Here is a 25529-nt window from a genome sequence, read left to right as displayed (position 1 = left end):
GTGCCGGCCACACCAACCGCTCACTGAATCGAAACGGACCTACGATTGTGTGGTCGACCGCGACGCCCAAGGCTTTGGGGCCCATCCCGACAGCACGTCACCGCCGGCAGTCTCGCCCGGCGGGCCGGGCCGCCATTCCCCGATTACGCGTCGATGTTCCTGATGGTGCTCGCCGACGGCGTAGGGCGCACGCCTCCGCTGTTCACCCTCGACAGCTGAATTAGCCCGCCAAGTTCGCGGAACCGGAGGCTACAGCGGGATGTTCTTGTGGCGTCCGCGCCGCATCGGCGCCTCGGCCAGCGCCTGGGTGAGCTTCGAGCGGGTGTGTGCCGGGTCGATCTTCTCGTCGACCACACCGATCTCGATCGCCGAATCGACACCGCCGGCGATCCGCTCGTGCTCGATGGCCAGTGCCTCGTGCAGCGATTCGCGCTCCTCAGGCGCAGCGGCGGCCAGCTTCTTCTTGTGCAGGATGCCAACGGCGGCCTTGGCGCCCATCACGGCGACCTCGGCCTCGGGCCAGGCGAACACCTTGGTGGCGTTGAGCGACCGTGAATTCATCGCGATGTAGGCGCCGCCGTAGATCTTGCGCGTGACCAGCGTGACACGCGGAACCGAGGACTCGCCGAACGCATGCAGCAGTTTGGCGCCGCGGCGGACGACACCGCCCCACTCCTGGTCCACACCGGGCAGGTAGCCGGGTACGTCGACGATGACGACCAGCGGGATACCGAACGCATCGCACAGGCGCACGAACCGGGCGGCCTTCTCGGCGCTCTCGGAGTTCAGGCAGCCGCCGAGGCGCAGCGGATTGTTCGCGATGACACCGACCGACCGGCCCGCCAGCCGCCCCAGACCCACGACAATCGAGGGCGCCCACCGGGACTGGAACTCCTCGAAGGGAACACCCTCGTCCAACAGCGCCTCGACGAGCGGGTGCACGTCGTAGGCACGCCGGGCCGACTCGGGCAGCAGCGCCTTGAGGTCGGTGTCGCCGGCCTCAGCCTTGTTGCGGTCGAAATGTCCCTGCTGGCAAAACAATCCGACCAGACGACGGCCACGTTCGTACGCGTCGAGCTCGTCGTCGGCGACGATGTGGCACACGCCGGACTTCTTGTGGTGCGCCTCCGGTCCGCCCAGGGAGACCATGTCGACGTCTTCGCCGGTGACGCTGCGCACCACGTCGGGTCCGGTCACGAAGACCTTGCTGTCCGGGGCCATCACGATGACGTCGGTCAGCGCCGGGCCGTAGGCGGCACCGCCCGCGGCGAAGCCGACCACCACGGAGATCTGCGGGATGTAACCCGAGGCACGGATCATCGCCTCGAAAACCAGGCCGACCGCGTGCAACGCCTTGACGCCCTCGGCCAGCCGGGCGCCGCCGGAGTGCCAGATACCGACGATCGGGCTCTGCTCCTCGATCGCCACGTCGTAGGCGTCGACGATGTGTTTGCAGCCGTCGACACCCATGGCACCGCCCATGACGGTCCCGTCGGTGCAGAACGCGATCGTGCGCACACCGTTGACGGTGCCCCCGGCGGCCAGGACGCCGGACTTGTCACGCTCGTGCAGCAGCTCGACGCTGCCGTCGTCGAAGAAGGTCGCCAGGCGCAACAGCGGGTCGCGCGGGTCCAGCGATTCGTTGGCTGCGTCGGGGGCCGGTCGGTTCTCGATGGTCGTCATGGTGTCTCCTGCGTTCCGTGTTCAGTACTTGCCGAAGGCGAGTGCGACGTTGTGCCCGCCGAATCCGAACGAATTGTTGATGGCGTACTCGTAGTTGCCCGGGCGCGGACCGCCCGCGACGACGTCCAGGTCGATCTCGGGATCGAGGTTCTTCAGGTTCAGCGTCGGCGGGATCACGCCGTCCCGCAACGCCTGCACCGTCAGGATCGACTCGACGGCACCGACCGCGCCGACTGAATGGCCCAGCGCCGATTTGGGTGCGTAGACCGCGGGGCGGTGACCCCCCAGCGCGGTGTTGATGGCCTGCCCCTCGGCCACATCGCCCACGCTGGTACCGGTGGCATGCGCGTTGACGTGGTCGATGTCGGAGGGCTGCAGACCGGCGAGCTGGATGGCGCGGCTCATTGCGTAGCCGGCCCGCTCACCGTTGGGGTCGGGCGCGACCATGTGGAATCCGTCCGAGGTGATGCTGGCACCCATCACCCGGGCCAGCGGTGTCGCACCGCGGGCCTTGGCGTGCTCCTCGGTCTCGATGACCATCAGTGCACCGGCTTCGCCGAAGACGAAACCGTCGCGGTCCTTGTCGAACGGACGGCAGGCGCCGGCCGGATCATCGTTGTTGGTCGACATTACGATCCGCATCTGGGCGAAGCCGGCGATCGGCACCGCCTCGATGCGCTGTTCGACCCCACCGCAGATCGCGATGTCGGCTTCCCCGAGCACGATGTTGCGCCAGGCCTGAGCGATACCCTCCGAGCCTGAGGCGCAGGCCGAAACCGGAGTCACCACACCGGCTTTGGCGTGGCGCTCCAATCCGACAACCGCCGACGGGCCGTTGGGCATGTACATCTGCACCGACAGCGGGGATACGGAGCGCAGCCCCCGCTCGCGCAGCCCGTCGTAGGCGAAGACCAGTGCCTCGGCCCCGCCGAGCCCGGTTCCGATCGACACCAACAGTCGCTCGGTATCGACCTCGGGTGTGCCGGCGTTCTCCCAGACCCGCCGACCCAGCACCGTGGCCATCTTCTGGACGTAGGACATGCGGCGGTTCTCGACCTTGGTCAGTTGAGAATCGAACTCCTCGAGCAGGTGACCGCCGATCCGCACCGGCAGATCGAACTGCTCGACGAACGGATCCTCCAGCTTGCGAATACCGCTTTTTCCGTCCAGCAGCGATCGCCACGTAGCCTCGGCGTCCGTCGCCAGACTCGTGGTCATCGCGATACCGGTGACCACGACGTCGGGCAGTCCGTTGCCTGTTGTCGGCGAAGCCATACTCAGCCGCGCGTCCTCTCTTGCCTGTTAGTAGCGACCAAACGCCAGAGCCACATTGTGGCCGCCGAAACCGAACGAGTTGTTGATCGCGTACTCGAAGTCGCCGTATCGAGGCTCGCCCGCGACGACATCGAGATCGATCTCGGGGTCGGGTGTCTCGTAGTTCAGTGTCGGCGGGATGACCCCGTCGCGCAGCGCGAGCACCGTGAGCGCCGATTCGAGTGCCCCCACCGCGCCGATCGAGTGGCCCAGCGCCGACTTCGGCGCGTAGACCGCGGCGTGCTCCACACCGGCGACACGGATGGCGTTGGCCTCCGCGGTGTCCCCGATGGGGGTGGCGGTGGCGTGCGCGTTGACGTGCGAGATGTCCTTGGGGGACAGACCCGCGGTCTCCATCGCCCGCTTCATCGCCTGACCGGCGCGTGCACCGTCGGCCGCCGGGGCCACCATGTGGAACGCATCGGAGGTGATACCGGCACCCATGAGCCGGGCCAGCGGCTTGGCGCCACGGGCCTTGGCGTGCTCCTCGGTCTCGATGATCATCATCACGCCGGCTTCGCCGAAGACGAATCCGTCCCGGTCCTTGTCGAACGGCCGTGACGCACCGGCGGGGTCCTCGTTGCGCGTCGACATGGCACGCATCATCGAGAACGCCGCGATCGGCAGCGCTTCGATGCCACCCTCGACACCACCGCAGACGGCGAAATCCGCGTCGCCCATGACGATCTGGCGCCATGCGTGGGCGATGGCCTCCGAGCCGGACGAGCACGCCGACACCGGGGTGATGACCCCGGCGCGGGCGCCCAGTTCCAGACCGGCGACCGCGGCCGCACCGTTGGGCATGATCATCTGAACGGCGAGCGGGGACACCTTGCGCGGCCCGCCCTCGTTCATCGCGTCATAGGTTTCGACGATTTTCTCGCCGCCACCGAGACCGGTGCCGATGACGACCGAGAAGCGGTCCGGATCCACCTCGGGGGTGCCCGCGTTGTCCCACAGCCGACGCGCCAACAGCTTCGACATGCGCTGCACGTACGACATGCGACGCATCTCGATCCGCGTCATGTGGCTGTCGACGTTGTCGACGAGGTGGCCGCCGATCCGCACCGGCAGGTCCCACTTGTCGACGAACTCGTCTTCGAGGATCCGGATACCGCTCTCGCCCGCGAGCAGACCCTTCCACGTGCTCTCGATGTCCGCAGCGAGGGCCGTGGTGGCCTCAATGGCGGTCACCACGACGTTAGGAAAACCGCCGTTAGCAGTGGAAGGTCTGGTCACTTGTCGCCCGTGATCTGTGCGCGGATGGCAGCGGCGGCCTCGGGGTTCTCTTCCTCGAGCTTCTGGATGTAGGCGACGACGTCACCGACGGTGCGCAGACCGGCGAGGTCTTCGTCGGGGATCTTCACGCCGTACTTGTCCTCGGTCTGCACGGCGATCTCCACCATCGACAGCGAGTCGATGTCCAGGTCGTCGACGAACGACTTCTCGGGAGTCACCTCGGAGGGCTCGATACCGGTGACCTCTTCGATGATCTCGGCGAGACCGGCGATGATTTCTTCCTGACTGGCGGGCACAGTGGCTCCTTCTATTTATCGGGTGTTACTCGGAACGAACGTTGATCTGTTCTGTACTTGTGTCAACTGGGCGACGACGCGGGGGCCTTACCAGGCTCCCGCGAGCGCGTCCAGGTCAGCGGGGGATTTGACGGCGTGCGTCGGTACCCCCCGAAGCTCACGTTTGGCGATCCCGGTCAGCGTCCCGGCCGGCGGGAATTCGACGATCGCCGCGACTCCCAGATCCTTCATCGACGCGGTGCACAGATCCCAGCGCACCGGTCGGGTCATCTGGGCCACCAGCTTGGTCATGGCGTCGGCCGCGGAGGACACCGGCCGGCCGTCGGCGTTGGACAGCAGGGTGACCGTCGGTTCGGCAGGCTCGATCCGGCCGGCGACGGACGCATATCCGTCCAGCGCGGAGGCCATGTAGTGGGTGTGGAAGGCGCCCGCGGTGGCCAGCGCGCGGACCCGGGCGCGGGCCGGCGGATCCTCGGCGAGCTTCTCCAGCGCAGACACCGCGCCGGCGGCGACGATCTGGCCGGCGGCATTGCGATTGGCGGCAACCAGGTCCAGAGCCTCGAGCCGGGCGAGCACTTCGGCTTCGTCACCGCCGAGCAGCGCCGACATACCGGTGGGCTCCAGCGCGCAGGCCTTCGCCATCTCCCTGCCGCGGGTCGCCGCGAGCGCGACGGCCTCGTCGGCGCTGATGACTCCCGCGATCGCGTAGGCGGCGAGCTCGCCGACCGAATGACCCGCGGCGACGATGTCCTCATCCCCGGTGAGCACCGCGCGCTTGGTCAGCTCCTCATAGGCCAGCAGGGTGGCGGCGACGACCAGGGGCTGGGTCACCGCGGTGTCGGTGATCTCCTCGGCGGTCGCGGTGGTGCCGAGCGCCGCCAGATCCAGACCGCTGATCTCCGACCATGCCGCTATACGCTCTGCGGCGCCGGGCAGCTCCAGCCACTCGGCGAGCATGCCGGGCGTCTGGGAGCCCTGTCCGGGCGCCAGGAAAGCAAGCACAGTCTTCTGAGGCACGTCTCTAAGAAAACATTGTGAAGACGGATTTGAACGGTGTAAGAGATTATGAACCTCGTCTTAGGTTTTTGTAGGTAGTCCACAAATCCGCATGTGATGGGACTCCATCGTGACCTCACCGCAATCTGTCACTTCTTAAGAAGGGTCTCAGATGTGACGGAGGCAACATCGATGACCTGCCCCGACTTGGGCGCCGGGGCGCTCGGGTGGTAGGCCTGGCGGGTCAGTCTTCCGAGCGACGACGCCACCCGCAGCACGTACGCGTCGCGCGGAACCGTCGGGTCGCGACCGGTGAAATCGGCGATCCGCTTCAAGCGGTAGCGCACCGTATTTGGATGAACGAACAATTTGCGTGCGCAAGCTTCGATGGCGCCGCCCGAGTCCAGATACGCATCCAACGTCTCCATCAGCGCTGGACCGGCGTCGGCGAGCGGTCGCATCACCTCGCCTTCCAGCGCCCCAGCCGCGGTCGCGTCGCCGAGCAGAGCCCGCTCGGGTAACAACTCGCGAGCCAGCACCGGACGCGGCGCACCGGCCCAGCCGGCGACGGCGTTCATGCCGGCGATCGCCTCGGTGGCACTGCGGTGCGCGGCGCCGAGCGTGGGCGCCGTCGGGCCGATCACCACCGGGCCGTCGGCGAAGACCCTCAACAACTCCGACAGGAACCGTTCGGTCGGTGAGAGCCCGCCCGACACCACGGCGACCAGCCAGGTGCCGTGCACGTCGGACAGCGCCGCACGCCCATTGCGATTCGCCACCTCGTGAACGTCGTCGCCGGTGAAGTCCATCCGGTCCGGTCGCGGCAGCCCGACGACAACCGTGGCGGGCGCGGTGGCATCCCAGTTCAGCGCAGCCGCCTGCGACTGCAATTCGGGCCCGGTGTCACCGCGGACGACCGCGTCGACGAGGTTGGCCTCCATCCTGGTGTCCCAGGCGCCGCGGGCCTCGGCCTGATCGGCGTAGGCCGTGGCGGCCGCGAACGCCAGGTCGCGGCTGTAGCGCAGGATGCCGGCCGTCAACGCCGTCAGCTGTTGCTCGGAGCGTGCCAGTAGCGGCACCACTTCCTCGAAAAACTCCATCGTCACCCGCACCATCTCGACGGACTGGCGCAACGCGATCCTTCTGCGCAGGTCCTGCGGCACCACCTCGAAGGCCTGCGCGGTGTAGCTCACATTGCTGCGGGGATCGTGCATCCATTCGACGAAGTTCACCACCGCGGTCTGCACCACGAGTTGGACACTGGCGCGTTGGGACGCCTCCAACGCGGCGAAGAACGGCAGGCGCTCCTCCATCGCATGCACCGCCTGAGTCGCGAGCCGGCCCGAGTACTGCTTGATCCGGCGCAGCGTCGACTCCGGGACGTTCTCCAGCACCTCGACAGTCGAGCGGGGCGGGATGAACCGATTATTGTCGGTCATCCCTAAAATCTACGCCTGGTTTTAGGGATAACCTCCAACCGCCTACGCGACTCCGGATCCGATGTCGTCGCTACGCGACTCCGGATCTGATGTCGTCGCCTACGCGACTCCGGATCTGATGTCGTCGCCTACGCGACTCCGGGGTCCGATGTCGTCGCTACGCGACTCCGGGGTCCGAGGTCTGCTCCGGCGCCGCCATCACGTCGTCGATCTCGTATTTGCGGGCCGCCTCCACCGCCACCGAGATGTCGAGGTTGCCGTCGCGGGCCAGCCCTTCGAGCACTCCGACCACGATCGACTCGGCGTCGGTGTTGTAGTAGCGGCGGGCGGCCGGGCGGGTGTCGGAGAAACCGAACCCGTCCGTGCCGAGCGTGATGTAGGTGCCGGGCACCCACGGCCGGATCTGCTCGGGTACGGCGCGCATCCAGTCCGACACCGCGATGACGGGCCCGGTGGCCTCGGCGAGGGCCTTGGTGACATACGGAGTGGCCGTCGGCCGGTCCGGGTGGCGCAGCTTCTCCTTCTCGATAGCTACACCGTCGCGGTTGAGCTCGCCCCAACTGGTCACCGACCAGACATCGGCAGCCACATCCCACTCCTGGGCGAGCAGCTCGGCGGCCTTGAGCGCCGACGGCATCCCCACCCCGGACACCAGGATCTGCGCGGTGTTGGCCCGCTTCTCGGGCGCCGCCTGATACCGGTACATGCCCTTCAATAGGCCTTCGACGTCGATATCCTCGGGCTCGGCCGGCTGCACATAGGGCTCGTTGTAGATCGTCATGTAGAAGTAGACGTTCTCCGGGTTGTCGCCGTACATGCGGTGCAGACCGCTTTCGATGATGTAGGCGATCTCGTAGGCGAACGCCGGGTCGTAGGCCACCACCGCGGGATTGGTGGCAGCCAACAGCAGCGAGTGGCCGTCGGCGTGCTGCAGCCCCTCGCCGACCAGGGTGGTGCGCCCGGCCGTGGCGCCGAGCACGAAGCCGCGCGCCATCTGGTCGGCCGCAGCCCACAGTCCGTCTCCGGTGCGCTGGAACCCGAACATCGAATAGAAGATGTAGATCGGGATCATCGGCTCGTTGTGGGTGGCATAAGAGGTGCCGACCGCGGTGAACGACGCCGTCGACCCGGCTTCGTTGATGCCCTCATGCAGGATCTGGCCGACTTCGCTCTCCTTGTAGGCCAGCATCAGCTCGGCGTCCACAGCGGTGTACAGCTGGCCGTTGCGGTTGTAGATCTTCAACGACGGGAACCACGAGTCCATGCCGAACGTGCGGGCCTCATCGGGGATGATCGGCACGATCCGCTTACCGATTTCCTTGTCGCGCAACAGCTCTTTGAACGTACGAACGGTCGCCATGGTGGTGGCGACCTCCTGCTTGCCCGACCCCTTCTTCAACGCCTTGTAGGTGTCACGGCCCGGCAGTGCCAGCGTCTTGGATTTGGTGCGACGCTCCGGCAGGAAACCGCCCAACGCACGCCGCCGGTCCAGCATGTAGCGGATCTCGGGAGCCTCGGGTCCGGGGTGGTAGTACGGCGGCAGGTAAGGGTCATTTTCGAGCTGCTCGTCGCTGACCGGGATGCGTTGGGCGTCCCGGAAATCCTTGAGGTCCTGCAGCGCAAGCTTTTTCATCTGGTGCGTGGCGTTACGGCCCTCGAAGTGCTTGCCCAGGGTGTAGCCCTTGATGGTCTTGGCCAGGATCACCGTCGGCTGGCCCTTGTGCTCCATCGCCGCGTGATAGGCCGCATAGACCTTGCGGTAGTCGTGGCCGCCGCGCTTCAGATTCCAGATCTCGGCATCGGTCATCGGCTCCACGAGCGCCTTGGTCCGCGGATCGCGGCCGAAGAAGTGGTCGCGCACGTAGGCTCCGTCGTTGGCCTTATAGGTCTGGTAGTCGCCGTCGGGGGTGCTGTTCATCAGGTTGACCAGCGCGCCGTCCTTGTCGGCGTGCAGCAGGGCGTCCCACTCGCGGCCCCACACCACCTTGATGACGTTCCAGCCCGCGCCACGGAAGAACGACTCCAGCTCCTGGATGATCTTGCCGTTGCCCCGAACCGGGCCGTCGAGGCGCTGCAGGTTGCAGTTGACCACGAAGGTGAGATTGTCCAGCGCCTCGTTGGCGGCGACCTGGATCAGTCCGCGGCTCTCCGGTTCGTCCATCTCGCCGTCGCCCAGGAACGCCCACACGTGCTGTTTCGAGGTGTCCTTGATGCCCCGGTCCTGCAGGTAATGGTTGAACCGTGCCTGGTAGATCGCGTTCATCGGGCCGAGGCCCATCGACACCGTCGGGAACTCCCAGAAATCGGGCATCAGACGCGGGTGCGGATAGGAGGGCAGGCCGCCGCCGGGGTGGCTGTGTTCCTGGCGGAACCCGTCGAGTTGATCGGAGGTGAGTCGGCCTTCGAGATAGGCGCGGGCGTAGATGCCGGGGGAGGCGTGACCCTGGATGAAGATCTGGTCGCCTCCGCCGGGGTGCGACTTGCCGCGGAAGAAGTGGTTGAAGCCGACTTCGTAGAGGGCCGCAGACGACGCGTAGGTCGAAATATGGCCACCCACACCGACTCCGGGGCGCTGCGCCCGGTGCACCATGATCGCGGCGTTCCACCGGATCCAGGCGCGGTAGCGCCGCTCCACATCCTCGTCACCGGGGAACCAGGGCTCCAGCTCGGTCGGGATGGTGTTGACGTAGTCGGTTGAGGTCAGTGCCGGGATGGCCACCCGCTGCTCGCCGGCGCGTTCGAGCAGCCGCAGCATCAAATAGCGGGCCCGCGCGGGGCCGGACCTCTCCACCAGTTGGTCGAACGATTCCAGCCACTCGGCGGTCTCGTCGGAATCGATGTCGGGCAGATACGACGCGACACCCTCGCGGATCACTCGCACGCGATCGTGTTCGGTTGTGCTGCTGGAGTTTTGGGCCAGGTCCTGGCGCACGAACTCGGTGGTCAACTTCCGCTCCTTGTTAGGCGGTTTAAACGACGTGCGCATCGGCTCGGTGGGTTACCTCGCATCCCGCGCACACGGCGCTTCCATCCTCGTCTAATCCTGCCCCATGCGCACTAGCGGGTCTGAAGTACCGGGTGAACCGGCAGGTGACCCGGTAACGTCTGCAGACTGTGCGGATCGGTTGGCGGGGCGCCCGCAAGGTGCGGCTCGCTGCCCTCGTGGCCGGGACGTCGGCAGCGCTGGCGATGATCATCGTCGGATGCACCAACGTCACCGACGGAGGCGGTGTGGCCGCCGAGGGTGAGGCGCCGCTGTATCGGGCGTCGGTGTCGGCCTCGATCGAGGAAGCCGAGCTGAGCTCGGCCGCGCGCGAGTCCGAGCGCCAGGCGTCGCTGAGCGTCGAGGCCGTCCGCACATCCTGCGAGGCCATGAGCTCCAGCAGCGCCGAGGCTGTCGGGGCGGTCAACAGCTACGTCGACGCGTTCAACAGCAACCCGGCCGACATCGCGCGAAGCACGGGTCCGGCCATCGACGCCCTCAACCACAGCGCCGACCTGGTGGCGGGCAGCATCTCCGATGCGCTCACACCCGAGCTGCGCGACGCCCTGAACAGCTGGGTCGATGCGGCCAGGGCCGTCGCAACCGCGATCGCCGGCAACTATCCGACCGACGAATTCAATGCCGCGATCGCCGGGCTCAACGAGTCCAAGACCACCGCTCTGGACCGGTGCGACGCGGCATATCGATGAACCTGCCGCTAGATGGCTTGCTGTCTAGGCTGGGCATGCGACGATAGGTACGAACGTGACCGAGCGCACGGTGCGCAAACACGGCTGAAGGAGGACCGACGGTGGTGTCGGCGGGTGACCCCCCGAACTACGCCCGAATGCTGGGCATCCAAAAAGATCAGGTTGTACAGGAGTTGGGGTGGGATGAAGACGCCGACGACGACATCCGGGCCGATATCGAGGACGAGAGCGGCGGTGACCTCCTCGATGAGGACGCCGACGAGGTCGTCGATGTGGTGCTGCTGTGGTGGCGCGACGGCGACGGTGACCTCGTCGACACGTTGATGGACGCCATCACGCCCCTCGCCGACGATGGCGTCATCTGGGTCGTCACCCCCAAGACGGGGAAGCCGGGCCATGTGCAGCCGGCCGAGATCGCCGAGTCTGCGCCGACTGCCGGTCTGATGCAGACGTCGTCGGCGAACCTGGGCAACTGGATTGCCAGCCGCCTGGTTCAGCCGAAGGCCAACGCCGTCACCAAGCAGCGATGAGCAGACAGCAGCGGTAGTGCTGTCGGTTGGTGAGCAGGCGCCGGACTTCACGCTCAAGGACCAGAACAATCAGCCGGTGAGCCTGGGCGGCTTCCGCGGTCGGAAAAGTGTGGTGCTGGTCTTCTTCCCGCTGGCGTTCACCGGGATCTGCCAACGGGAGCTTGACGAGATCAAGGACCACATCGACGATTTCGTCAACGACGGCACGGCGACGTTGACGGTCTCGGTGGGGCCGTCGCCGACGCACAAGGTGTGGGCCGCCGACCGTGGGTACGCCTTTCCGGTGTTGTCGGATTTCTGGCCGCACGGTGCGGTGAGCCAGGCCTACGGCGTGTTCAACGATGTATCCGGGTTCGCCAACCGTGGAACGTTCGTCATCGACGACTCCGGGGTCATCCGGTTTGCCGAGTGCAAGGAACCCGGCGAAGGCAGGGACCAGGCGGTATGGCGTCAGGCATTGGCCGCGCTGCACACCGGTTGAGGGGATTTCCGGTTGGGCTACTGCGCCAGGTAGCCTGCCCGGGATCGGGCGCGTAGCTCAGGGGTAGAGCTCTGGTTTTACACACCAGCGGTCGGCGGTTCGAAACCGTCCGCGCCCACCACAGTTATTGCAGGCACTGTTATTGCAGGTCAACGCTGTAGTTCGCGGCGCTTCGCAGGCGGGGCATGAGCGCTCAGCCCACGGTCGAGCGCCGCGTATCCGCGGGCTGTCGTGGCGCTGACCACCGCCATGACCGGCCTCTGTCGCATCCCCGACGTCACCGGGGTAAGGGTGCGCGGCCTCATCAGCTGGCCTCCGCACGCGCATCCGACCTACTGATTGCGCTGCGTGACGATGCGCCAAGGGTGTCGATCAGGACGCGGGCGAGAGCCCCGCCACGGGTCCGCAGGTGGGATCGCAAGGGCAACTTATGAATCCGATATGAGAGCACGACCGGTCTGGTTCGGACCACCTTAGGCTCGGGGCAGCCAAGGGCGGCTGCCGACCCCGAAAGACGATGACATCTGAGAGGCCTGTCCCGATGACCGAACACCCTGACACCGCGGAGCGATCCGCAGCCGGATGCCCGTTCGCCGTAAATCGCAGAACGTTCGTGGGGACGTCGGCGCTGGTCGGCGGCGCCGTGGCCGGCCTGTCGCTGTTGACCTCGTGCCGGAACTCGTCCCAGGATGAGCATGCGGCGACCACCCGCACAGTGCGGTTGCGAATCAATGGTGAAGACCGCGAGATCGAGGTCGACACCAGGACGTCGTTGTTGGACATGCTGCGTGAACGAGCCGGTCTGACCGGCACCAAGAAGGGGTGCGACCAAGGCGCGTGCGGTGCCTGCACCATCCTGGTCGACGACCAGCGGATCGTCTCCTGCCTGACCCTGGCGGTCATGCACGACGGCGCCGAGCTGCGCACCATCGAAGGTGTGGCCGACGGTGACCGGTTGCATCCGCTGCAGCAGGCCTTCATCGACACCGACGGTCTGCAATGTGGCTATTGCACACCGGGTCAGATCATGTCTGGGCTCGGGTGTATTGCCGAGGGCCACACCGGATCCTCCGCGGAGATTCGAGAGTGGATGAGCGGCAACATATGTCGCTGCGGCGCTTATACAAACATCGTCGCCGCGGTCGCCTCGACGGCGCGGAGCGCGTGACATGGTCCCATTCGAGTTCGCCACCGCCGCTGATGAAGACGCGGCCCTGCGGGCCGGTGCCGACGGCGGACGCTACATCGCCGGTGGAACCACGCTGGTCGATCTGATGCGCGAGACGGTCGAGCGTCCCGAAGCCGTAATCGACATCAACGCGCTGCCGTATCGTGCGGTCGATCTGCGGTCCGGTTCGTTGCGCATCGGTTCGTTGGCGCGAATGGCACAGGTGGCTGCTCATCCCGGGGTGCGCGAGCGTTTCCCGGTGATCAGCCAGGCACTGGAGTTTTCGGCCTCGCCGCAGCTGCGCAATATGGCCTCCATAGGCGGGAACCTGATGCAGCGGCCGCGCTGCCTGTACTTTCGTGATGTCACAGCGGCCTGCAACCGCCGGGTGCCGGGCTCGGGATGCTCGGCGATCGACGGCCACAACCGCACGCACGCCATCCTCGGCACCAGCGCCTCATGTGTGGCCACCCACCCCTCGGATCTCGCGGTGGCGCTGGTGGCCTTGGATGCTGTGGTGCACACGGTGGATCGTGACGGCCCACACGAAACGCCGATCGCCGAGTTCTTCCGGCAGCCGGGCGATACCCCGGATCATGAGCACCGGCTCCGACCAGGCGCATTGATCACCGCGGTCGAGGTACCGGTCACCGCCGTGGCGCGACGATCGGGATATCTGAAGGTGCGCGACCGCGCCTCTTACGAATTCGCCCTCACCTCCGCGGCAGTGGCGCTGGAGATCACCGACGGCCGGATCCGCGCCGCCCGGATCGCCGCGGGCGGCGTGGGCACGGTTCCATGGCGGTTGCCCGCCGTGGAACAGGCGCTGGTGGGTCAGCCTCCCAGTCCCGAGTTGTTCTCCGATGCGGCAGCCCGAGCCGGCCAGGGCGCTACCCGGTTGTCGCACAACGGGTTCAAGGTGGAACTGCTCGAACGGACCATCGCCCGGCAGCTGACCACTGTGGCGGGATTGTCGTGACGATGCTGCCCGGAGCCGCGACGGGTCAGCCGGTGCCCCGCGTCGAAGCTCGTCTCAAAGTCACCGGCGCGGCCACCTACACCGCGGACAACCAGATGCCGGATCTGCTGTACGCGGCGTTGGTCGGCAGTACCGTCGCGCTGGGCTCGGTCCAGCGCATCGACAGCTCGGCCGCGCGTCAACACGCCGGTGTCGTCGAGGTGATCACCGACTTCGCCGGGGTCGTACTTCCCCACACCCCGCCCCAGGTCTCCTACTTCGGCCAACCACTGGCGGTCGTGGTCGCGTCATCCTCCGAGTCCGCCAGGCACGCCGCCGAGTTGGTCGACGTCCGATACGCGTCGCGCTCTGATCTGATGACCGACATCGCTGCACCGCGAGCGGCGAGCACACCGAGTAGCACCGTGCCCGACTATGCGCGCGGCGATGCCGATGCGGCGCTGGCAGCCGCACCGGCGTCCTCTGACCTGAACTACCGGATCGCCCGACACCTGCACAACCCGTTGGAACTGCCCGCCACAGTCGCCTCCTGGGACGGCGATCGTCTGACGGTGTGGGGTTGCGTCCAGCAGAGTGGTGTACGAGTCGGGCCTGATCAGGGTTACCGGCGTGTCGTAGCCGAATGATTGAAGGTCATCGCGTGATTCTTCGAGAGACCGACCAAAGTCACTCGAGCAAAGGAATCGACGCGATGACCACCGCCCACAATATCGACCTGCCCGCCGTGCTGGCCGAACGACTCACCACCGCCCATCCCGACGTGCTGCGCGAGCTGCTGGCCACGTTCATCCACACCCTGATGGGCGCCGAGGCCGATGCCCTGTGCGGCGCCGGGTACGGCGAACGAACGTCTGAGCGCACCAACTCGCGCAACGGGTATCGGCATCGCCAGTTCGACACCCGCGCCGGTTCGTTGGATCTGGCGATCCCCAAGCTGCGCCACGGCTCGTACTTCCCGGACTGGCTGCTGGAACGCCGTAAACGCGCCGAGCGGGCGCTGACCACGGTGGTCGCGACGTGCTATCTGCTCGGGGTGTCCACGCGGCGGATGGACAAACTCGTCGAGACCCTCGGCATCACCAGCCTGTCGAAGTCGCAGGTCAGCGTGATGGCCAAAGAACTCGACGCCGCGGTCGAGGCGTTTCGCACCCGGCCGCTGGACGCCGGCCCATACACATTCATGGCCGCTGACGCCCTGGTCCTCAAGGCCCGTGAAGGTGGCCGCGTGGTCAACGTGCACGCCCTGATCGCGGTCGGGGTCAACGCCGACGGGTATCGGGAGATCCTGGGCGTCGAGGTCAGTACCGCCGAAGACGGGGCCGGCTGGTTGACGTTTATGCGGTCGCTGACCGCGCGTGGGCTGTCCGGGGTCAAGCTGGTCACCAGCGACGCGCACGCCGGGCTGGTCGCCGCGATCGGCGCCACTCTGCCTGGCGCGGCCTGGCAGCGCTGCCGAACCCACTACACGACCAACTTGATGGCCGTCACCCCGAAGGCGTCCTGGCCGTGGGTCAAGACGCTACTGCACTCGGTGTTCGACCAACCTGACTCTGAATCCGTTGCAGCCCAATATGACCGGATCATCGACGCCCTCGCCGACAAACTGCCCAAGACCACTGAACACCTCGAAGCGGCGCGGCCGGACCTGCTGGCCTTCACCGCGTTCCCCAAACAGATCTGGCGCCAAATCTGGTCCAACAATCCCCAGGAGCGTCTCAACAAGGAGATCCGCCGGCGCACCGACGTCGTCGGGATCTTCCCCGACCGCGACGCGCTGATCCGCCTCGTGGGCGCCGTCCTGGCCGAACAACACGACGAATGGGCCGAGTCGCGGCGCTACCTGGGACTTGACGTCCTGAGCAAATCACGCACCGTCAACGGCACCCCAACCGAACAGGAGGACACCCCCGCGGCACTAACCGCCTGAACCATCACGACGAAGAATCACACGACGACGTCGTACACCACGTCCCTGGACTTGACCCGGTGTGGGACAAGGTCCAAGGTGTCACCGCAGCCGCTCAGGGCTACGCGGAGGCGTTCGGCATATCAGCGGGGCAGGTGCGCGTGGTCTCACCGTTTGTCGGTGGTGCATTCGGCCAGGGCGGTTTGGTGTGGCCGCATCAGTTGCTCACGGCGCTGGCGGCCAGGCGACTGGGGTCGCCGGTCACGTTGACGCTCACCCGCAGGCAGCATTCCATGCAGGTCGGCTACCGCCCGGTCAGCATCCAGCGGCTGGCGATCGGCTCCGGCAACGACGGCAGGATCGCGGCGATCGTGCACGATGGCAAGGTCGAGACCAGCAGAGACATCGCTTACGAGGACGACATCACCCCACCGCCGCGGTTCATGTATCGCAGCCCCGATATGCGTTCGACCTTCCGCGTGGTGCCATTGGACGTGAGCCCACCCACCTGGGTGCGCGGGGTCGGCAAGGTGACGTCCGGGTTCGCACTGGAGTGCGGAATGGACGACCTGGCACAGCAATTGGGTATCGATCCGATCGAGATGCGGGTCCGCAACGAACCGGATCGTGACCCCTCGACCGATCTGCCGTTCTCGACGCGACGACTGACCGAATGCCTGCGCCGTGGCGCCGAATCGTTCGGCTGGTCCCGGCGTGACCCGACGCCGCGGTCCACCCGCGACGGTGATCAACTCGTGGGCTTCGGGGTGGCGAGTGCGGTCTACCATTCGATCAGCAGTCCATGCAGCGTATCGGCGCGGATCAACGCTGACGGTACCGCCCAGGTCCGCACCGCCAGCAGTGACATCGGACCGGGCACTGTCACTTCGATGACACAGGTTGCCGCCGATGCGCTCGGGTTGCCGCTGGCTCGGGTCCGATTCGAATTGGGCGACAGCAACTTTCCCGAAGCCCCCATGCACGGTGCGCAGCAGACGATGGCCAGTGTGGGATCCGGGGTCGCTCACGCCGGGACGATGCTGCGTGACAGATTCGTCCGCACAGCTCTGCTGGATCCCGCGTCGCCGCTGCACGGTTCGAGCCCGGACGACGTCCGGGTGGACAACGGCCGGATGTCGCTCACCGACCGGCCGGACCGCAGCGAGACCTATCAGCAATTGTTGACCCGCCGTGGCTGGACGCATCTGGAATCCGAGCACACCTGGACTCCGGGCGAGAATATCGAGGACTATTCGATCTGGTCCTACGGAGCGGTCTTCGCCGAGGTGGCCGTGGACGAGATGCTCGGCACCGTTCGGGTCCGGCACCTGGACGCCTACTACGACGCCGGCAGGATCATCAACCCGAGGCTGGCGCACAGCCAGGCGCTCGGCGGCATGGTGTGGGGGATCGGCATGGCGCTGCTGGAAGATTCGCACATCGACCATCGCGACGGGCGGATCGTCAACGCCAACCTGGCCGACTACCTGGTCCCCGTCAACGCCGACATTCCAACTCTCGACGCCACATTCCTGCCGGCGGAGGACGCCATCGCCAGCCCCATCGGCGTCAAGGGTCTCGGCGAACTCGTCATGATCGGGGTGGCACCCGCCATCGCGAACGCCGTGTTCAACGCCACCGGCCGGCGCCTCACGGAGCTCCCGATCACTCCCGAGCGCTTGCTCTGAATGCCCGAAGGCATTCGGAGGCAAGCTGACTCGGTATCAAGCGGTCGGCGCCCTCGGTGGCCGTGAGGATGCCGACGATGCTCGACTAGTTCGCCCGTGTTCGGGTGGGGTCGGCCGGTGGGGGTTGGAAGGGTTGGTACCACCACCAGTGGGCGCGTTCGCCGGTGGGTCCGGGGTAGGGCGCGGCGGTTGGTGGTGTGGTGGTGGGTGGTCGGGCCAGTGATCGGGGGGTGATTTCTCGGCCGGTGGCGTCGGTGATGGTGAGGGTGGGGGCGGGGCCGGTGATGGTGATCAGGCCGCGGTGGTGGCATCGGTGGTGGTAGGGGCAGACCAGTACGAGGTTGTCCAGTTCGGTGGGGCCGCCGTCTTCCCAGTGGGTGATGTGGTGGGCGTGTAGGCCGCGGGTGGCTGCGCAGCCGGGGATCACGCAGGTGCGGTCGCGGTGTTCGAGCGCGCGGCGCAGCCGGCGGCTGATGGTGCGGGTGGTGCGTGCGGCGCCCAGTGGTTGTCCGTCGCGGTTGAACCACACCTCGCAGGTGGCGTCGCAGCTCAGGTATTGCCGTTGGGCGGTGGTCAGGGTGGGCCCCAGGTGCAGCGCGGCGACCCGCTCGGCGATGTCGACGTGGACGACCACGGTGGTGTGGTGTCCGTGCGGGCGGCGGGTGGCCTCGGCGTCCCAGCCGGCGGTGACCAGTTCCATAAACGCCGCGGCTGCGTCGGGCATCGGGGGGCGCCGCCCGTCTTCGCCGGCATCGCCGTGGCCGGTGGGTTCTTGGCTGTACAGATCGGGACTGTCGGGGTCGGGACTGTCGGTGGTGGGGTGGTCTTCGGTGGGGTGGTCGTGGCGCCATTGGGTGATCAGGGCGTCGTGGTGGGAGCGCAGCGCGGCCTCGAACAGTGCGGCTTCGATCGTCGGGAGGGTGATCTTCCAGCAGGTGAATTCACCGGTGCAGGTTTTGCTGATCGAGGGTCTCGGTGGCGGTGTCGGGGCTGGCCGCGGGTCGTCATCGAGGTCGGGGTCGGGGTCGGGGTCTTCCCGGGTGTCGGGGCGGGGTTCGAGTTTGATCGCGGTGCGCAGTTGCCCGACGGTGGCCACGCTGGCCAGCTCGGCGTAGTGCTCATCGGAGCCGGCCCCCGCGCCTTCGGCGATCACGCCGACCTGATCGAGGGACAACCGGCCCGCCGCCAGTTCTTCGGTGCAGCGCGGGAACTCCGCGAGCCGCGCCGCGATCGCTGCGATGGTCTTACCGTGGCGTGGGGCGGATCCGGTTTTCCAGGCCATCAACCCCGCCAGCGAGCGTGCACCGGTCGCTCCCCAGAGCCCCTCCCGATCGATCTGAGCGGCGATCTGCACGATCTGCCCATCGATCGCATTGCGCTGACCGGTCAACTCCGCCAACTCGTCGAACAACACCTCCAGCCGATCACCACACGACACACCAGGTGCCAAAGACGCTGCGGCCGAACACATGACAACATCCTGACAGAGACCACCGACAACACCCTCCAGGCCAGAAGCGGCCCGATATCAGCCGCGCGTACCACCGTCGACGACGACCACGACCTCGTTGCGCCGGCGGAACGGCAGTGTCCACGGTGGGTCGTAGAACCACGCCATCGGCTCGCCTCGGGGGGTGAACCCGCTGTCGCGCAGACCGTCGAGCAGCTCGGTGCTCTTGGCGGCCACCGCCTGCGGGCTGCGGTCGCCACTGAACCGCAGCACCGCGTACGTCTCGCCCGGTACCTCGACGAGTTCCACCCGCTCATCGTCGGGTTGCGGCAGCAGGTCCATCGACCACTTCGACGGCATGAAGAAACGGATGACCGAGCCCCCGTCGGCGCCGCGCGCCTGGGCCACCGGCGCGGTCATCGCGATCTTCTCGTTCTGCTGGGCCACCGGCGCGGTCATCGCGATTTCGGTCTTACGGTGATTGCCGCCGAAGATGTAGCCCGCCAACCGGCGGAACCCCGCGTTGCGGGCCATTTCCTCGTCTCCGGCAACTGTGGTCTGCGCCGCGATGCGCGGACCGTAGCGGCGGATTTCGATGGCTCCGTCTCCGGAGCCGATCAGCGCTTCTCGTACGTACATGGGTTCCTCGGTGCCGGCGCGAACGCCGACGAGCGCGCCGAAACCCTCGGCGACCTGGGTCGCGGTCTTGGTGATCTTGGCCAACATGCCGCCAAAGTACCCGTCAACCGGCCCGCCGTATCTGACGAATTTGTGTCAGCAACAACCCTTGGCATTGCGTTCAGCCAGATGCGCGTGCGCGGCGTTGTCGGCGCCGCTGACAGCGGACAGGAACCGGTCGAGGTCGATCCGGCGACCGCCCAACCAGGTTCCCGCCACCGCGACGGCACCGGTGATCGCGTCGGCGCCGACCGTCCACGGGTCTGCGGTCAGCTCGACGAAGTCCGCGAGCTTACCCACCTCGATGGACCCGACCAGATGGTCGCGGTGCAGGGTGCGGGCGGCGTCGATGGTCTGCGCGCGCCACGCCTGATCCAGCGTGATGGCCTGATCGGCGCGGTGCACGGTGCCCTTGCGGGTGCGGCGGGTGGCCGCGGTGGCGATGTTGGTCAACGGTTCCGGCGGGGACACCGAACCGTCGTTGTGCAGCGACACGCAGGCTCCGGAGCCGACCGCGTCGGCGAACGCTGCCCACCGCGCCCCGTGCTCGGGGTCGAACATCGCGCCGTCGAGCAGTTCCCCCCAGTAGTAGTACTGGAACGGTGCCAGGGAGACGTGCACCCCCAGCCGGGCTGCCCGGTCGAAATGCGCGCGGGTGCCGGCCCCGCAGTGTTCCAGCCGCCACCGGTGATCGCTGCCGAGCAGGCCGTGCCGGATCAGGGCATCCTCGTAGGCGTCCAGGGCGAGATCCAGCGCCAGGTCGCCGTTGGCGTGGAACGCCATCTGCCACCCCGCCGGTGCTGCGTGGTCGAGGATCGCGTCGAGTTGCTCGCGGGTGTAGTTCATCGACCGGGCTCCGCCGGCCACCGCCGGGTCGATGCCGGCGGTGCGGGTCGCCTCGGTATCGAGGTACGGGAACGAGATCGCGATGTTGCCCACCCACGGCGAGCCGTCGGTCCACAGCTTGACGCCTGCCTTGGTGAGCCAGTTCTCACCGGCCGCGAACGCGGCCGGTTCGGCGTAGGTGTCGGTGACCGACATCTCCCACATGCTGACCCGCAACGGGCACGACGGCGCCGCGGCGAGGGCCTCGTAGCCGGCGGCGAACTTCGGGTCGTAGGTCATGTCCGATGTCGAGGTGTAGCCGCCCCGGGCCATGAGCGCGAAGTAGTTCGCCGCTGACACCAGCGGATCGCCCATCTGCTCCATCAGCGGCATCGTCACGGCGGTGACCGCCGGCAGCTCGAAGCCCTGCCCGTTCAGCGATCCGTCCGGTTTGCGGCCGAAATGACCTGCGACCGGGTCGGCGGGCGGTGTGCGGTCCCAGCCGTTGCGCCGCATCAGTGCCGAGTTGAAGTACGCGCCGTGGCCGGAGTTGTCGGTGACCACGGTGACGCGGTCACCGAAGATCCGGTCGAGTTCCTCGGCGTCGGGCGCCGGGTGACCGTGCAGTAACGCGTCGTAGCCCGCGAACCACAGCGGGGTGTCCGCGTCGCTGGTCGCCAAAGCCTCGGCGAACACCTGCTGGACGTCGGCCCAGGTTGCGCAGTCCCACGGGGCCACCGACCGGGCCGGGGCTTGGGTGGCGACCCCGCTGATGAGCGGGTGGCCATGCGGCTCAACGAATCCCGGTGCCAGCACGGCCGCTCCGGTGTCGACGACGTCGGCCTCCGGTAGCGCCGCGCGGCACTCCTCGACACCACCCACGGCGACGATCCGGTCACCGGAGACCGCGACCGCCTGTGCGCGCGGGGCGGCGTCGTCCATCGTGACGACGGTCCCGGCGGTCAAGATCACCTCAGCCATGGGCACAGTGTGTCATCCGAACCTCGCGGCGTCGGGCGAATGCAGTTGTGAGACGCTGCCGGGATGCTCGCTCGTGGGATCGGCGTGGCCGCAGGGGTGCTGGCCGACATGATGTTCGGCGATCCGCGCCGCGGCCACCCGGTGGCGCTCTTCGGCAGCGGTGCAGCGACTTTGGAGCGGCTCAGCTATGCCGACGACCGCCGCCGCGGGGTGGCGCACACCGCGGGACTGCTGCTGGCCGTCGGTGCCGCAGGCGCGGCGGTGCAACGGGCGGCGCGGCGCCGTTCGGTGGCTGCCGAGGCGCTCTGCGTTGCGGCGGCGACCTTCGCGGCCGCGGGCGGCACTACGCTCAATCGCACCGGGCAGCAGATGGCGAACATGCTCAACAGTGCCGATGTCGACGGCGCCCGCAGGCTCCTGCCGTCGCTGTGCGGTCGCGATCCTTCGGTGCTCGACGCGCCGGGCCTGACCAGGGCAGCGCTGGAGTCGATCGCCGAGAACACCTCCGACGCCCAGATCGGGCCGCTCGTCTGGGCGGTCGTGGGAGGGGTACCGGCGGTGCTGGTGTACCGCGCCGCCAACACGCTGGACGCGATGATCGGCAGCCGTTCCCCGCGCTACGCCAAATTCGGGTGGGCCGCAGCCAGGTTCGACGACCTGGTCAATCTGGCGCCGGCACGGGTGACCGGCCTGCTGGTCGTGCTGTGCGCCCCGGTCGTCGGTGGCTCACCGGTGTCGGCCTGGCGGGCATGGTGGCGCGACGCGGACAAGCACCCGAGCCCGAACGCAGGTGTGGCGGAAGCATCCTTCGCCGGTGCCCTGGGAGTGCGACTCGGCGGACCGACGCAGTACGCCCACGAACTGGAGATCCGGCCGACGCTCGGTGACGGCCGCGTCCCCACCCCCGACGACCTGGTCCGGGCGGTCCGGCTGTCCCGTGCCGTCCAGCTGGTCGCGGCCGCTTGCGCGGTCAGCGCCGCTTGCCGTAGCGGTCGGCGAGCTTCTGTTCGGCGCTCAGCGGGACGGGCTCGTCGCCGGCGCTGACCGCCTGTGCGTCGGCCAGCGCTTTCTCCCGGCGTCGGACCTTGAGCTCCGAGTAGACGAAGTAACCGACCCCGAGCGGGGCGATGATGCCGAACGCGATCCACTGGATGCCGTAGGACAGGAACGGGCCCGCGTTGAGATGGGGGAGCGGAATCACCCCGAGTCCGCCGGGCTGACCGTCGACCAGTTGCAGGTAGGACCCCGTCAGCGGCACTCCGGTGACCGCGGAGATCTGCTCGGTGTTGATGGAGTACACCTGACGCACACCGTCGGCCTCGAACGGAGCCTTGTCCCTGGCCAAACCTTCGGAGTCGCGCAGCCGCGCGGTGATCGTGACCGTCTCGGTCGGCAGAGCGTCCAACGGCGGCACCCGCGACCCCTCGACCGGGCGCACATATCCGCGGTCGACGAGCACGGTCGGTCCGCCGTCCACCGCGAACGGAACCAGCACCTCGAATGCGGCGTCGCCGTCGATCAGGCGCAGCCGGGCCAACACCTGCGATTCGGGCAGATAGCGACCGGTGGCCGTGACGCGCTGCCACTGTTCTTCGGGGGCCGCCGAATCCTGCTGCGGCAACACCGAAGTCACCGGTACCGGATCGGCATCCAGCGACCGCGCGATCTGATCGTTTTCACGGGTGGTCTTGGTGTTCTTGCCCAGTTGCCACGGTGCGAGCACGGTGAAGCACAGGTAGGCGAAGGCCAGCACCACGACGTACAAGGCCAGCCACTGCGGCCGCAACAGGAACGCCCAGCGCCGCATCGTCACACCACCTGTTCCCGGTCGGCCAGCCGTTGGTCGACCCATCCGTGCAGCCCGGGCAACGCGGCGTCGATCACCGTGAAGACATCCTCGAAATCGTCCTGGGTGCCGTAGTAGGGATCCTCGACGTCGAGCACGTGGGCGCCGGATCTGGGGTCGAAGGAGCGCAGCATCCGCAGCCGTTCGGCGGGCACACCCATGTGCTGCAGCATCCGCAGGTGGTTGCGACCCAGCGCCACGACCAGGTCGGCGGCCAGATGGTCGTCGTCGACCCGAGCGGCCCGGTGCGCACTGGGATAGCCGTGGGCCCGCAACACGTGGCCCGCCCGTCGGTCGGCCGGTTCCCCTTCATGCCAGTGTCCGGTCCCGGCGCTGGTCACCCGCACCACGCCGGCGAGTCCGCGTTCGTCGATCTGATGCGCGAACATCTTCTCTGCCATCGGACTCCGGCAGATGTTGCCCGAGCAGATGAACGTCACATGCAACACCTCAGACACCCAGCACCTCACGCAGCGCCTCGACGTCACCGACGTGGGCCAGGGCGCCACCGTCACCCTCGCCGAAGTCGCGGTGACCGTACCCCCAGCCCACCACGATGGTGCCGATGCCATGCGCCGCCGCCCCCTCGACGTCATGGGCGCGGTCACCGACCATCACCACCCGCTCCGGGATGGGGGCCAGCTGGCCGAGCGCACGCGCGACGACGTCGGCTTTGGCCGCCCTGCTCCCGTCGGGACTGGCGCCCGCGATCACCTCGAAGTGCCTGTCGAGACCGAAATGCGCCAGGATGCGCTGCGCGGTGGTCTCGACCTTCGACGTCGCCACCGCAAGTCGCACCCCGGCTGCCTGTAGATCGGCGAGCACGGCCGGGATGCCGGTGAACGGCCGGTTCATCGACCAGCCCCGGCTGGTGTAGTCGGCCCGGTAGGCCGCGATCGCGGCGTCCGCGTGCTCCCCGAGGCGCAGCGACCGCAACGTCACGTGCATCGGGGGCCCGACGATGCGGCTGACCAGGTCCCCATCCGGGACGGCGGCACCCACGGCCTGCAGCGCATGCCGGAAGCTCGCGACGATTCCCTCGGCGGAATCGGTCAGTGTCCCGTCCAGATCGAAGATCACCAGGTCGCCGCGGCCCACGGGAGCCACGCGTTGAATGCCGTCGAGCGTGTCTGTCACGGGTCCATTGTCCCTGAGACGGGACGGTGGGCGCCGGTAGGTGTTCACCGACACCGCTAGCACTACTGTCGTGGGGTGGCAAGTGTCCGGCTGGTCGACCTCATCGACGTGCTCGAAGCGGCCTACCCTCCGGGCCTGGCGCAGAGCTGGGACTCTGTCGGCCTGGTCTGTGGCGACCCGTCCGAAACGGTGGAGTCGGTGACGGTCGCGGTGGATGTCACCCCCGAGGTGGTGGCGCAGGTGCCTGACGGCGGGTTGTTGCTGGCCCACCACCCGTTGTTGCTGCGCGGCGTCGACTCGGTATCGGCCGACACCGCCAAAGGGGCGTTGATCCACTCCCTGATCCGGACCGGGCGCGCGTTGTTCACCGCCCACACCAACGCCGACGCCGCCTCGCCCGGGGTCTCGGATGCGCTCGCCGGGGCGTTGGGCCTGGAGGTCTGCGGGGTTCTTTCGCCCGTCCCGTCGGGCCCGACGCTCGACAAATGGGTGGTGTTCGTGCCGGTCGGCGACGCCGACGCGGTCCGGTCGGCGATGTTCGCGGCGGGCGCCGGCCAGGTCGGTGACTATTCACAGTGCAGCTGGAGTGTGCCCGGTACCGGCCGGTTCCTGCCGGGAGACGGTGCGCGGCCGGCCATCGGCGCAGTGGGCACCGCCGAGCAGGTGGCCGAGGAGCGGGTCGAGATGGTGGCCCCGGCGGGGTGCCGCGGCGCGGTCATCGCCGCGCTGCGCGCCGCCCACCCCTACGAAGAGCCGGCGTTCGACGTGTTGGCCTTGCAGATGCCACCCGGTGACGTCGGCCTGGGACGTGTCGCATGCCTGCCCGAACCGGAGCCGCTCGCCGCGTTCGTGTCCCGGGTCCGCGCCGCGCTGCCCGCCACATCCTGGGGGGTACGCGCCGCCGGCGACCCCACGGCGACGGTGTCTCGCGTCGCGGTCTGCGGGGGTGCGGGCGACTCGCTGCTGGCCGAGGTGGCTGCGGCGGGCGTCCAGGCCTACCTGACCGCCGATCTGCGCCATCACCCCGCCGACGAGCACCGCCGGGTCTCCGGTGTCGCACTGATCGACGCCGCCCACTGGGCCACCGAGCTCCCGTGGTGCAATCAAGCCGCGGCGGTGTTGCGCGGCCACTTCGGCGAGGCGTTGCCGGTCGACGTGTCCACCGTGTGCACCGATCCATGGAATGTCGAGGGATTTTGA

23 protein-coding genes and 1 tRNA gene are annotated in these 25529 nt (G+C 67.8%); 11 read left to right on the top strand and 13 right to left on the bottom strand.

Annotated features, from left to right (window positions below):
• Positions 1–249 precede the first annotated feature (249 nt).
• From ACNUDN_RS17600 to aceE, 7 genes are all read right to left on the bottom strand, one after another.
• Positions 250–1683: an acyl-CoA carboxylase subunit beta gene (locus ACNUDN_RS17600; RefSeq protein WP_419123090.1), complete on the bottom strand. Its 1434-nt coding sequence runs from the start codon at positions 1681–1683 to the stop codon at positions 250–252.
• 21 nt (positions 1684–1704) lie between these two features.
• On the bottom strand, positions 1705–2958 hold the full coding sequence (kasB, locus tag ACNUDN_RS17595; protein WP_419123089.1) for a 3-oxoacyl-ACP synthase KasB: 1254 nt from the start codon (positions 2956–2958) through the stop codon (positions 1705–1707).
• A gap of 27 nt (positions 2959–2985) precedes the next feature.
• Positions 2986–4236, bottom strand: a complete 1251-nt coding sequence (kasA, locus tag ACNUDN_RS17590) for a 3-oxoacyl-ACP synthase KasA (RefSeq protein ID WP_419123088.1) — start codon at positions 4234–4236, stop codon at positions 2986–2988.
• Positions 4233–4532, bottom strand: coding sequence for a meromycolate extension acyl carrier protein AcpM (acpM, locus tag ACNUDN_RS17585; RefSeq protein ID WP_419123087.1), 300 nt, complete (start codon positions 4530–4532; stop codon positions 4233–4235). The genes kasA and acpM overlap by 4 nt, the downstream gene beginning before the upstream one ends.
• Before the next feature lie 87 nt (positions 4533–4619).
• A complete protein-coding gene (locus ACNUDN_RS17580; RefSeq protein ID WP_419125201.1) occupies positions 4620–5534 on the bottom strand; it encodes an ACP S-malonyltransferase in 915 nt (304 codons plus the stop codon).
• Between the two features lie 143 nt (positions 5535–5677).
• The gene (locus ACNUDN_RS17575) at positions 5678–6967 is read right to left on the bottom strand and encodes a PucR family transcriptional regulator (RefSeq protein WP_419123086.1); all 1290 of its coding nucleotides are present in this window, start codon (positions 6965–6967) and stop codon (positions 5678–5680) included.
• Positions 6968–7124: 157 nt separating this feature from the next.
• Positions 7125–9914 carry a pyruvate dehydrogenase (acetyl-transferring), homodimeric type gene (aceE, locus tag ACNUDN_RS17570; RefSeq protein ID WP_419123085.1) on the bottom strand — a complete coding sequence of 930 codons (2790 nt, stop codon included), beginning with the start codon at positions 9912–9914 and terminating at the stop codon, positions 7125–7127.
• Positions 9915–10081: 167 nt separating this feature from the next.
• Between aceE and ACNUDN_RS17565 the strand changes: the two genes are divergently transcribed.
• The 9 genes from ACNUDN_RS17565 to ACNUDN_RS17525 all read left to right on the top strand — a co-directional run bounded on the left by ACNUDN_RS17565 (position 10082) and on the right by ACNUDN_RS17525 (position 17412).
• The gene (locus ACNUDN_RS17565; RefSeq protein WP_419123084.1) at positions 10082–10660 is read left to right on the top strand and encodes an Rv2240c family protein; all 579 of its coding nucleotides are present in this window, start codon (positions 10082–10084) and stop codon (positions 10658–10660) included.
• Positions 10661–10797: 137 nt separating this feature from the next.
• On the top strand, positions 10798–11190 hold the full coding sequence (locus ACNUDN_RS17560) for a DUF3052 domain-containing protein (RefSeq protein WP_419125200.1): 393 nt from the start codon (positions 10798–10800) through the stop codon (positions 11188–11190).
• A gap of 16 nt (positions 11191–11206) precedes the next feature.
• Positions 11207–11671 (top strand): peroxiredoxin, encoded by a 465-nt coding sequence (locus ACNUDN_RS17555; RefSeq protein ID WP_431960307.1) that lies wholly within the window; start codon positions 11207–11209, stop codon positions 11669–11671.
• A gap of 46 nt (positions 11672–11717) precedes the next feature.
• Positions 11718–11792: transfer RNA gene (locus tag ACNUDN_RS17550), tRNA-Val, on the top strand.
• A gap of 420 nt (positions 11793–12212) precedes the next feature.
• Entirely contained in the window at positions 12213–12839 is a 627-nt protein-coding gene (locus ACNUDN_RS17545) for a (2Fe-2S)-binding protein (RefSeq protein WP_419123083.1), read from the top strand.
• A gap of 1 nt (position 12840) precedes the next feature.
• Entirely contained in the window at positions 12841–13818 is a 978-nt protein-coding gene (locus ACNUDN_RS17540; RefSeq protein ID WP_419123082.1) for an FAD binding domain-containing protein, read from the top strand.
• Positions 13819–13820: 2 nt separating this feature from the next.
• On the top strand, positions 13821–14444 hold the full coding sequence (locus tag ACNUDN_RS17535; protein ID WP_419125199.1) for a molybdopterin cofactor-binding domain-containing protein: 624 nt from the start codon (positions 13821–13823) through the stop codon (positions 14442–14444).
• A 65-nt stretch (positions 14445–14509) separates the two neighbouring features.
• A complete protein-coding gene (locus ACNUDN_RS17530) occupies positions 14510–15745 on the top strand; it encodes an IS256 family transposase (RefSeq protein ID WP_419120839.1) in 1236 nt (411 codons plus the stop codon).
• Between the two features lie 59 nt (positions 15746–15804).
• Positions 15805–17412 (top strand): xanthine dehydrogenase family protein molybdopterin-binding subunit, encoded by a 1608-nt coding sequence (locus ACNUDN_RS17525; RefSeq protein ID WP_419123081.1) that lies wholly within the window; start codon positions 15805–15807, stop codon positions 17410–17412.
• Between the two features lie 85 nt (positions 17413–17497).
• Here ACNUDN_RS17525 and ACNUDN_RS17520 read toward each other — a convergent pair whose 3' ends face one another.
• Genes ACNUDN_RS17520 through ACNUDN_RS17510 form a run of 3 tightly spaced genes read right to left on the bottom strand, consistent with a single transcriptional unit; the run spans position 17498 to position 21346 of the window.
• Entirely contained in the window at positions 17498–18883 is a 1386-nt protein-coding gene (locus ACNUDN_RS17520; protein WP_419123080.1) for an HNH endonuclease signature motif containing protein, read from the bottom strand.
• A 57-nt stretch (positions 18884–18940) separates the two neighbouring features.
• The gene (locus ACNUDN_RS17515; protein ID WP_419123079.1) at positions 18941–19588 is read right to left on the bottom strand and encodes an SOUL family heme-binding protein; all 648 of its coding nucleotides are present in this window, start codon (positions 19586–19588) and stop codon (positions 18941–18943) included.
• A gap of 48 nt (positions 19589–19636) precedes the next feature.
• Positions 19637–21346, bottom strand: a complete 1710-nt coding sequence (locus tag ACNUDN_RS17510) for an amidohydrolase (protein WP_419123078.1) — start codon at positions 21344–21346, stop codon at positions 19637–19639.
• Positions 21347–21409: 63 nt separating this feature from the next.
• Between ACNUDN_RS17510 and ACNUDN_RS17505 the strand changes: the two genes are divergently transcribed.
• Positions 21410–22390, top strand: coding sequence for a cobalamin biosynthesis protein (locus ACNUDN_RS17505; RefSeq protein ID WP_419123077.1), 981 nt, complete (start codon positions 21410–21412; stop codon positions 22388–22390).
• Here the strand turns inward: ACNUDN_RS17505 and ACNUDN_RS17500 are convergent.
• From ACNUDN_RS17500 to ACNUDN_RS17490, 3 genes are read right to left on the bottom strand one after another with little or no spacing between them, the layout of a single operon-like run.
• Positions 22317–23153, bottom strand: a complete 837-nt coding sequence (locus ACNUDN_RS17500; RefSeq protein ID WP_419125198.1) for an SURF1 family cytochrome oxidase biogenesis protein — start codon at positions 23151–23153, stop codon at positions 22317–22319. The two genes, ACNUDN_RS17505 and ACNUDN_RS17500, sit on opposite strands and share 74 nt — an antisense overlap.
• A 2-nt stretch (positions 23154–23155) precedes the next feature.
• On the bottom strand, positions 23156–23650 hold the full coding sequence (locus ACNUDN_RS17495) for a low molecular weight protein-tyrosine-phosphatase (RefSeq protein WP_419123076.1): 495 nt from the start codon (positions 23648–23650) through the stop codon (positions 23156–23158).
• Positions 23643–24329 carry an HAD hydrolase-like protein gene (locus ACNUDN_RS17490; RefSeq protein ID WP_419123075.1) on the bottom strand — a complete coding sequence of 229 codons (687 nt, stop codon included), beginning with the start codon at positions 24327–24329 and terminating at the stop codon, positions 23643–23645. Before ACNUDN_RS17490 ends, ACNUDN_RS17495 begins: the two co-directional genes overlap by 8 nt.
• 75 nt (positions 24330–24404) lie before the next feature.
• On the opposite strand from ACNUDN_RS17490, the gene ACNUDN_RS17485 reads away from it, so the two are divergent.
• Entirely contained in the window at positions 24405–25529 is a 1125-nt protein-coding gene (locus tag ACNUDN_RS17485; RefSeq protein WP_419123074.1) for a Nif3-like dinuclear metal center hexameric protein, read from the top strand.

It is taken from the genome of Mycobacterium sp. smrl_JER01, from assembly GCF_048513595.2.
GTDB lineage: Bacteria > Actinomycetota > Actinomycetes > Mycobacteriales > Mycobacteriaceae > Mycobacterium.
The sequence above is the reverse complement of the archived record's forward strand: the minus strand, read 5'-3'. Positions and strand labels throughout refer to the sequence as shown.

Excerpts from the sequence above, each read along its gene's own strand:
- ACNUDN_RS17600 (WP_419123090.1), bottom strand. The coding sequence starts at position 1,683 with ATGACGACCATCGAGAACCGACCGGCCCCCGACGCAGCCAACGAATCG.
- kasB (WP_419123089.1), bottom strand. The coding sequence starts at position 2,958 with ATGGCTTCGCCGACAACAGGCAACGGACTGCCCGACGTCGTGGTCACC.
- ACNUDN_RS17575 (WP_419123086.1), bottom strand. The coding sequence starts at position 6,967 with ATGACCGACAATAATCGGTTCATCCCGCCCCGCTCGACTGTCGAGGTG.
- ACNUDN_RS17560 (WP_419125200.1), top strand. The coding sequence starts at position 10,798 with ATGCTGGGCATCCAAAAAGATCAGGTTGTACAGGAGTTGGGGTGGGAT.
- ACNUDN_RS17545 (WP_419123083.1), top strand. The coding sequence starts at position 12,213 with ATGACCGAACACCCTGACACCGCGGAGCGATCCGCAGCCGGATGCCCG.
- ACNUDN_RS17540 (WP_419123082.1), top strand. The coding sequence starts at position 12,841 with ATGGTCCCATTCGAGTTCGCCACCGCCGCTGATGAAGACGCGGCCCTG.
- ACNUDN_RS17535 (WP_419125199.1), top strand. The coding sequence starts at position 13,821 with ATGCTGCCCGGAGCCGCGACGGGTCAGCCGGTGCCCCGCGTCGAAGCT.
- ACNUDN_RS17530 (WP_419120839.1), top strand. The coding sequence starts at position 14,510 with ATGACCACCGCCCACAATATCGACCTGCCCGCCGTGCTGGCCGAACGA.
- ACNUDN_RS17520 (WP_419123080.1), bottom strand. The coding sequence starts at position 18,883 with ATGTGTTCGGCCGCAGCGTCTTTGGCACCTGGTGTGTCGTGTGGTGAT.
- ACNUDN_RS17515 (WP_419123079.1), bottom strand. The coding sequence starts at position 19,588 with ATGTTGGCCAAGATCACCAAGACCGCGACCCAGGTCGCCGAGGGTTTC.
- ACNUDN_RS17510 (WP_419123078.1), bottom strand. The coding sequence starts at position 21,346 with ATGGCTGAGGTGATCTTGACCGCCGGGACCGTCGTCACGATGGACGAC.
- ACNUDN_RS17505 (WP_419123077.1), top strand. The coding sequence starts at position 21,410 with ATGCTCGCTCGTGGGATCGGCGTGGCCGCAGGGGTGCTGGCCGACATG.
- ACNUDN_RS17500 (WP_419125198.1), bottom strand. The coding sequence starts at position 23,153 with ATGCGGCGCTGGGCGTTCCTGTTGCGGCCGCAGTGGCTGGCCTTGTAC.